Source organism: Neisseria sp. HMSC065D04, assembly GCF_001815675.1.
Classification (GTDB): Bacteria; Pseudomonadota; Gammaproteobacteria; order Burkholderiales; family Neisseriaceae; genus Neisseria.
This window is the reverse complement of record NZ_KV821524.1, coordinates 61,788-68,757: the sequence shown is the minus strand read 5'-3', so window position 1 is coordinate 68,757 and position 6,970 is coordinate 61,788. Positions and strand designations below refer to the sequence as shown.

The 6,970-nt window shown below is 50.1% G+C and carries 4 protein-coding genes; 1 reads left to right on the top strand and 3 read right to left on the bottom strand.

Annotated features, from left to right (window positions below; genetic code table 11):
• Positions 1 to 131: 131 nt before the first annotated feature.
• Positions 132 to 2,333, bottom strand: coding sequence for a TonB-dependent siderophore receptor (locus tag HMPREF3050_RS08430; RefSeq protein ID WP_070774439.1), 2,202 nt, complete (start codon positions 2,331 to 2,333; stop codon positions 132 to 134).
• Between the two features lie 482 nt (positions 2,334 to 2,815).
• Positions 2,816 to 4,942 carry an AsmA family protein gene (locus tag HMPREF3050_RS08425; RefSeq protein ID WP_070774438.1) on the bottom strand — a complete coding sequence of 709 codons (2,127 nt, stop codon included), beginning with the start codon at positions 4,940 to 4,942 and terminating at the stop codon, positions 2,816 to 2,818.
• 240 nt (positions 4,943 to 5,182) lie between these two features.
• On the opposite strand from HMPREF3050_RS08425, the gene HMPREF3050_RS08420 reads away from it, so the two are divergent.
• Positions 5,183 to 6,064, top strand: coding sequence for a chorismate mutase (locus HMPREF3050_RS08420; protein ID WP_070774437.1), 882 nt, complete (start codon positions 5,183 to 5,185; stop codon positions 6,062 to 6,064).
• A 591-nt stretch (positions 6,065 to 6,655) separates the two neighbouring features.
• On the opposite strand, the gene HMPREF3050_RS08415 is transcribed toward HMPREF3050_RS08420, so the two are convergent.
• Complete coding sequence (locus HMPREF3050_RS08415; RefSeq protein WP_070774481.1) at positions 6,656 to 6,949, bottom strand: DUF705 domain-containing protein; 294 nt, start codon at positions 6,947 to 6,949, stop codon at positions 6,656 to 6,658.
• Positions 6,950 to 6,970: the final 21 nt, after the last annotated feature.

Genomic DNA, 6,970 nt, shown 5'->3' with positions numbered 1-6,970 from the left:
TCGCCTTGTCCTAATTTAAATTTAATCCACTATAGCTTCATTTTCTTGCGAACCGTGAAAAGGCGGATTGCCGTGTGGCTAGGCAGGTCGTCTGAAAACTGTTTTCAGACGACCTTTTCACGGAAGGCGGATTAGAATTTGTAATTGACGTTGAACATTACATTACGCGGTTCGCCATAGTAGTTGTTCGCGCCTTTGCTGCTGACTTTGTTGTTCTCGTAGTAGTAACGGTTGAACAGGTTGGTCGAAATCAGTGCAAGTTTCAGGTTTTTCGATGCCTGATAATCAATGTTGGCATTGAATACCGCATGACCGCCGCGCTTCACGCCGTAGAGGCTGGCGGTTTTGCTTTGTGCGGTTACGCCGCCGCCGATGGTCCATTTTTTGCCGTCAAACGGCAAGTTGTAGCTGGTGTGGAGGCGCAGCATGTGTTTTGGCGTGTGCAGGCTGAAATTGGTGCCTGCGGGGACGGTGCCTTTGCTTTCCGCTTCAAGATATTTGGACCGGTTGAACGTATAACCTGCAAACAGTTTCCAATCTTCGCTCAGGTTGCCGGATATTTCGGCTTCGATGCCTCGGCTGCGGACTTTGCCGACGGGTTCCCAATACCATTTTTGGTCTGCCGTATCCCAAACCTGCACCGCGCGGTTTTTCTGTTCGATGTCAAACAGGACAAACGAGGTATTCAGCTTGCGATCGAACCATTCGCCCTTCCAGCCGATTTCGTAGTTCGCGCCGGTAACGGGGTCGAGATAGGATTTGTCTTTGCGCTGATTGCTGTTCGGTTTGAAGATGGATGTGTAGCTGGCATACAGGCTTTGGTTCGGCGTCAAATCGTAGGTAACGGCGAAATAGGGATTGAAACGGACGGTTTTGCGGTCGGTAACCGAATCGGGATCGTTGTCTATCTTGCCACCCGTGTAGAAATAGTCGGTTATATATTTCGATCTGATGTGGTTCCAACGCGTACCTGCCATGATGTGCAGTTTTTCTTTCAACATATTGAAACGGAAGCCCAAAAGCAGCGCGTGGGTGGTGCGTTTGGAATGGGTTTCCCAATACATCTGATAAGGTGTGGCGTACCAGTCGGCGGGTTCGGCGATTTCGTTGCCGGTAAAGGTCATCGGGTCTAAGGAAACGCCCGGGTTGTATTGACGGCGGCTGCCGTTGTTTTTGGTGTGCGTGTAAGTGTATTCGGTAAAGATTTCCTGCGGCACGCCCGCAATTTCAAATTTGCCGTTCAAATTGTTTTTGAAAGTCAGTTGTTTTTCGTCATTGTCGTAGCGGCTCAACCAGCCCGAAGCCAATGTGCTGCCGGGCGTGTAGCCTGCGTAGGACGTGGACGTATTGTAAATGCCGCTGTTTTTCTTGGTATTTTCGTTGTAGTTGTAATCCAGCTTGCCGGTATAACGCCAGTTGTCGTTGAAATAGTGTTCTACTTCGGCGAATGCGTTCGCTTTGTTGTAAACGCCTTTGTTCCAGTTGTAGCCCAGATAGGTATCGCGCGGAAGGTTCAATGCCACGCCCCAGTCGTCGGGTTTGGTGTGTTTGCGCTGATAGAGGCCGCCCCAAGTGATTTTGGTGTTGTCGCCGACGGATGCGTCCATCACGCCGTAAAGCGTGGCATTGCCGCCTTTGACGCGGTCTTTAAAATTTTTGTCGCGTTCCAATGCGACGACGGCGCGGCCGCGCAAAGTGCCTTCATCGTTCAGACGACCTGAAAAGTCCCCCGTGGTGCGGACTTTACCGAAGCGGTCGATTTGGACTTCGCCCTGAATAATGCGTTCGCCAGTGGGGCGTTTGCGTACGGCGTTCACCGAACCGCCCGGCTCGCCGTTTGCCTGCGTCAGCCCGGTCGCCCCGCGCACGACTTCGATATGGTCGTAAACGGCGATGTCGTTCATGCTTTGCGCATCATACATCGGATTGTTGATGGCGCCGGGGACGGTAGATGAGATTCCGTCCTCTTCGATTTGGTCGATATAGAACCCGCGCGATTGGAAGCGCGGAATGCCGGCATCACGGATGACGTTTACGCCGGTGGTGGTTTTCAGGGCATCAACCAAATTGGTAATCCCCTGCTCATTGATTTGTGTCTTGGTAATCACGCTCACCGATTGCGGCGTTTCTTTTGGGGACAAGGCAAGGCCGGTGGTGGTGCGCATGGCAGAGGTGGTGTAAGAGTCGCGGTTTTCGGTGCGGGTAGAACGGTTTTTGCCGGTTACGTTGACGGTTTGCAATTCCGAAGTCTGTACAGGCTGGGGGACATTCTCGGCAAAAGCAGTATAAGGTAATGCAGCAGCAATGAGGGCAAGGGTTTTTAAAGGTTTCATGCGTAATCTCTTAGGTTGTGAAGCAATATTGACTTCGGCAAAGAATGTTTATATATGTTTTGATATTTCATATTCTTAACTATCAAATAAATAAGAATCATTTCATTTTATATTATTGTAACCATTTTGTAATTTAATAACATAAAATCATGATTGAATAGGTGGCTTATGTTGTATTTTTGATGTTTTTGTCAGGGAGGCTAGTTGAGTGCAATAGATTGTTTTGTATAAAACGGAGCAGTATTGCTTTACTGATATGAGGAAATATAGTGGATTAACTCTAAATCAGGACAAGGCGACGAAGCCGCAGACAGTACAGATAGTACGGAACCGATTCACTTGGTACTTCAGCACCTTAGAGAATCGTTCTCTTTGAGCTAAGGCGAGGCAATGCCGTACTGGTTTAAAGTTAATCCACTATATGTATTTGAGAATATGAGAAGAAAAGGTCGTCTGAAAACGGTTTTCAGACGACCTTTGGGTTATTTGCGGTTGGGGTTGATCCATTGCCATTGTTCGCGCAGGGTGTTTTCGAGGGCTTTTTGTTTTTCCTGCGGGCTGTTGAGGCCGTCGGTCAGGCGGTTGTAGTCGATGGTGATGGACGGGTTTTGCACCGTGCCTCTGATTTTGAGCGGAATGGGTTTGTTTTGCGGGTTCAGGGCATTGCGGATGAGCAGGTCTTCCGATAGCTCTTGGGTGCTGAGGTCGGTATAGCCGCTGCTGACAACATGCAGGCTGTCGGAAAAGAGTTCGGTGTTGACATGGCGGCTGATGCCTTTGTCGATTTCGCTGTTGAGGACGAAATGGTGGAAAGGGGTTTTGGGTGGCGGGGTTTGTTGGGTGTTGTCTTTGCTGATGATGCCGTTTTTGAGGATGTTGTCCATGTCGATACCGTGCCATGCGCCTTCGGAGATGTTGAGGGTCAGCATCCCGTTGAGGTTTTTGAGCATTTGCTCGCGGTTGTTGCCTTTGGTGGTCAGGTCGATGACGGCGTTGCCGTTGCCGCTGAAGCTGTGGAAACCGAACAGGTCTTGCAGCAAGGGTTGGATTTGTACGCTTTCTGCGTTTTGTTGGAGGTGGTAGGAGAGGGGTGTGGTGTTGGCTATGCTGATGCCGCCCTCGGTACGGCCTCCGTAGAGTCCGGCTTTGAAGTTGCTCAGGGTGATATGTTCGTTATTGGCGGTCAGCCGGGTTTCGACGTTGTCCAATTGGAAGCCGGGCGTTTGGATATTGTTGACCTTGATGCTGGCTTCGATATCGGGGGTGTTGGCGTGGTTGAGAAATTTCGGGTAGGGGTCGTCTGAACCGGCTTGAAAGTCTTCCAAGTAGGGGGTGAGGTTGAGTTTTTGCAGGGCGACGCCTGCTTCGAGTCTGGGTTTTTGCTCGGCTTGGGTTTGGTATTTTAAGCTCAAGGCAACGGGTTGGCGGTCGAATGTGCCTTTGAAACTGCCTTGCCAGTTGCCGGAATCGGTTAGGCTGAAATTTCCGTCGAGCATGCTGATAAAGCGCGGTTGGGGCAGTCGGTTGACGGTGTCCTGCAGGGTGGTAATGCGCAGGCTGTCGGATTGCAATCCGGTTTTTTTCTGCCACAACATGGGGCCGCTGACGGTAAAGCTGGTTTGGCGCAGTTGGTTTTTGTATCTGCCGTTGAGATCGAAGCTGTCCAGGGTGATGACGCTCGGACGCAGATTGGTTTTGTCGAGTTTGAAGGAGCCGTCCCATTGGCTGTCGGGCGAGCCTGCGGTAAAGGCTCCGCTGACGGTATTGAGGCTGAGGTGGTTGTCTTTGAAGATGAGCAGGGGTGCTTGGGCGGTCAAGTGGAGGTTTTGTTGAACGCTGTCTGCGCGCAGGTTGATGTTGCTGACTTGCAGGGTGTGGTTTTGCGTTTGCCAGTCTAAGGCACTGGTGATATTGATTTTTACCGTGTTTTGGTCGCGGCGGCTCTGCGCTTCAAAGCGGAGCTCGGGAATGCTCCAGTTTGCTGCGTTGGTTTGAAGCAGGCCGTTGCCGTTCCATTCGAGGGGGAACTGCGGGTTGCGGATGTTGCCGCCGATTTTGAAACGGCGGCCGTCGGAATCTTCCGAACGGAGGTTGAGGCTGAAGTCTTCGATGGTGTACGGTGTGTTGTCGAGTTTTAGACGCAGGGTGCTGTTTTCTACGACGAGGCGGTTGAGCGTGGCTGTGTTGCGTGGCTGCTGCCAAAGGTCTTGCAGGCTCCATTTGCCGTTTTCGGCACGTTCGATTGAGACATCTGCGCCTTTAAGCACCCATTTTTCGATAATGGGCGTGTCGTTCCACAGGCTGCTCCAGCCGATTCCGATGTTGGTTTCTTTAATGTGGATGGCGGCTTGCGTGCTGTTGGGATAGGAGATGACGACGTTTTTGAGGGTAAGGGTAGGGCGGGGGAACCAACTGCGCCGGATTTCAGGGCTGAAGCGGATGGTGCGTTGGGTTGATTGCAGGGCGGATTGGGTAAGGGTTTCGATGCGTTTGGGTGTGAAGAAGTTGTAAACCGATGCGTATAGTCCGGCTGCGGTGGCGATGACCGCTATGAGGCTGAAGATGAGGAATTTCAGCCAGAATTTTCCGGAGTTTGGCAGAAGGTTCATGGGCTTTTATAAAAATTAAAGTATAAGAGTATAGCACATGCCTTTGGGATGGTTGGTGCGACAGGACAGAGGGTTGTAAATGGGTATGAATGGTGGTTGCGGGTTTCAGACGACCTGATGGTTTGCTATGCCTTATAAATATGAATGTGGGCGGTTTGCACTTGTCCCTTTGTGTTGAGGTATCGTTTGGATAAAACGTGGCTATATAATGCAGGTTCTATTGGTATGAGGAGGGTGTCGATGATTATCGTAATGCGCAAATGGTCGAGTGAGGAATCTGTTCGACGGGTGGTGGATACGATTCGCAGCCGTGGCTTGCGGGAACATATTTCGCGTGGCGAAGAAAGGACGATTATCGGCGCACTGGGCGACGAGCGGGTCTTCCATTCCAATGAATTGGCGCGGCTGCCCGATGTGGAGCGCGTGTTCCGGGTTTTGAACGATTGGAAAATCATCAGTCGGGAGGGGCAGCCTGAAGACAGCAAGATTTCGATACGGGGTGTGTTGTTTGGCAGCGAGAAGGTTTTGGATATTGCGGCGGATATCAATCGGATTGAGGATGCGGATGCGGGATTTGTCGATCCGTTTTATCTGTCGGCACGGCCTTATGCGGAAATGGACAACGGGAGCGAAAAGGCGAGAATCCAACTGATGCAGCAGGATATTCGGCGGCTTCATGAACAGGGAAAACCGATTTTGGTGCGTATCCGCGATGTGCGTCAGATTGATGAGGCTTTGAAGGCGCAGGCAGACGTTTTGTATCTGGGCGGAGAGCTGATGGGGAATCGGGTCTTGTTGGATGAAGTGGGTCGTCTGAATACGCCGGTAGTGTTGTGTAAAGATAAGCATCATCGGGTTGATGATTGGCTGGCGGCTGCCGAACACATCGCTTTACGCGGCAATCACCATATTATCTTAGGCGAGGCGGGGACTTTGAGTTTCGAGCCGGAGCATGCTTATCGTTTGGATGTGGATGCGATTGTCAGGGTGCGGCAAACCTGTCATCTGCCGGTGATTGCGAACATCACGCGGTTGTGGCACAACGATATGCCGCAACATATCTTATATCGGTTGGCGCAGGCTGCCGGTGTCAATGGGATTGTCGGTTCTGGGGTGGATTGATATTTCAGTTTTTGAATAAATTTTGGCATAAAATGCTGTTGCGTGGGTTAGGCGTATATCTGCCTTATTTTGTTATCGACTTTTCAAGGTGGTTTTTGAATCCGGATAATGGGATGGTAGATATACCCTGGCTTACAGCGGGATTTTTATAGCGTTTGGGATATGGATATTGCTTAATCAGGCGTCAGGAATGGGTTATCAAAACCGTAGATAAAAAAAACCATTCATACCAAGGGAGAAGTATGAATGGCCAATACATTGCGGGAAAACGTCTTACTTGCTGCACCGCCCAAAAGGGATAAAAGAGCGGTGTGTGTCAGCGATTTGAATTCTAGCAGCATTAGTATTAAATGCTGTTAAGAAGTGAAATCTTTTGAATAAATTGCGCGAAAACTTAGATAGACGTTAATTTATTGAGATAAGCGGTATTAAATTTGTTGTATTTTAAATTTCATATGTCATATTTTTGCAACAACCATTTTAGAAGGTCGTCTGAAAAACTATTTTCAGACGACCTTTTTGTATACGGGACATACCAAGATGCGTAGCAATGGCATTTTAATTCCATCGGGCAAAATGCCACTATTGCCGCTATCCGTCGATTTGCCCGCTGTTGATGGGAAGGACGTGGGTGCAGAACCGCCATTCGTGTACCGCTTGATCATCGATATAGGCGTTCGGTTTGGGTAAAAATGCTTGGAAACATTCCGATATGCCCAATTCTTCTGCGCTGCGACGGGCGTAGTCGGTTCCTCCGCTGCTCCAGAGGTAAAGCATATGTCCGTTTTCATGCAAGCTGCGGACTTGGCGGATGACTTCGGGCATGGGAATGCGCGTGCTGCCTACGCTTCTGACAAGGGTGTCGTCCGCATCAATATAGTGGATTAAATTTAAATCAGGACAAGG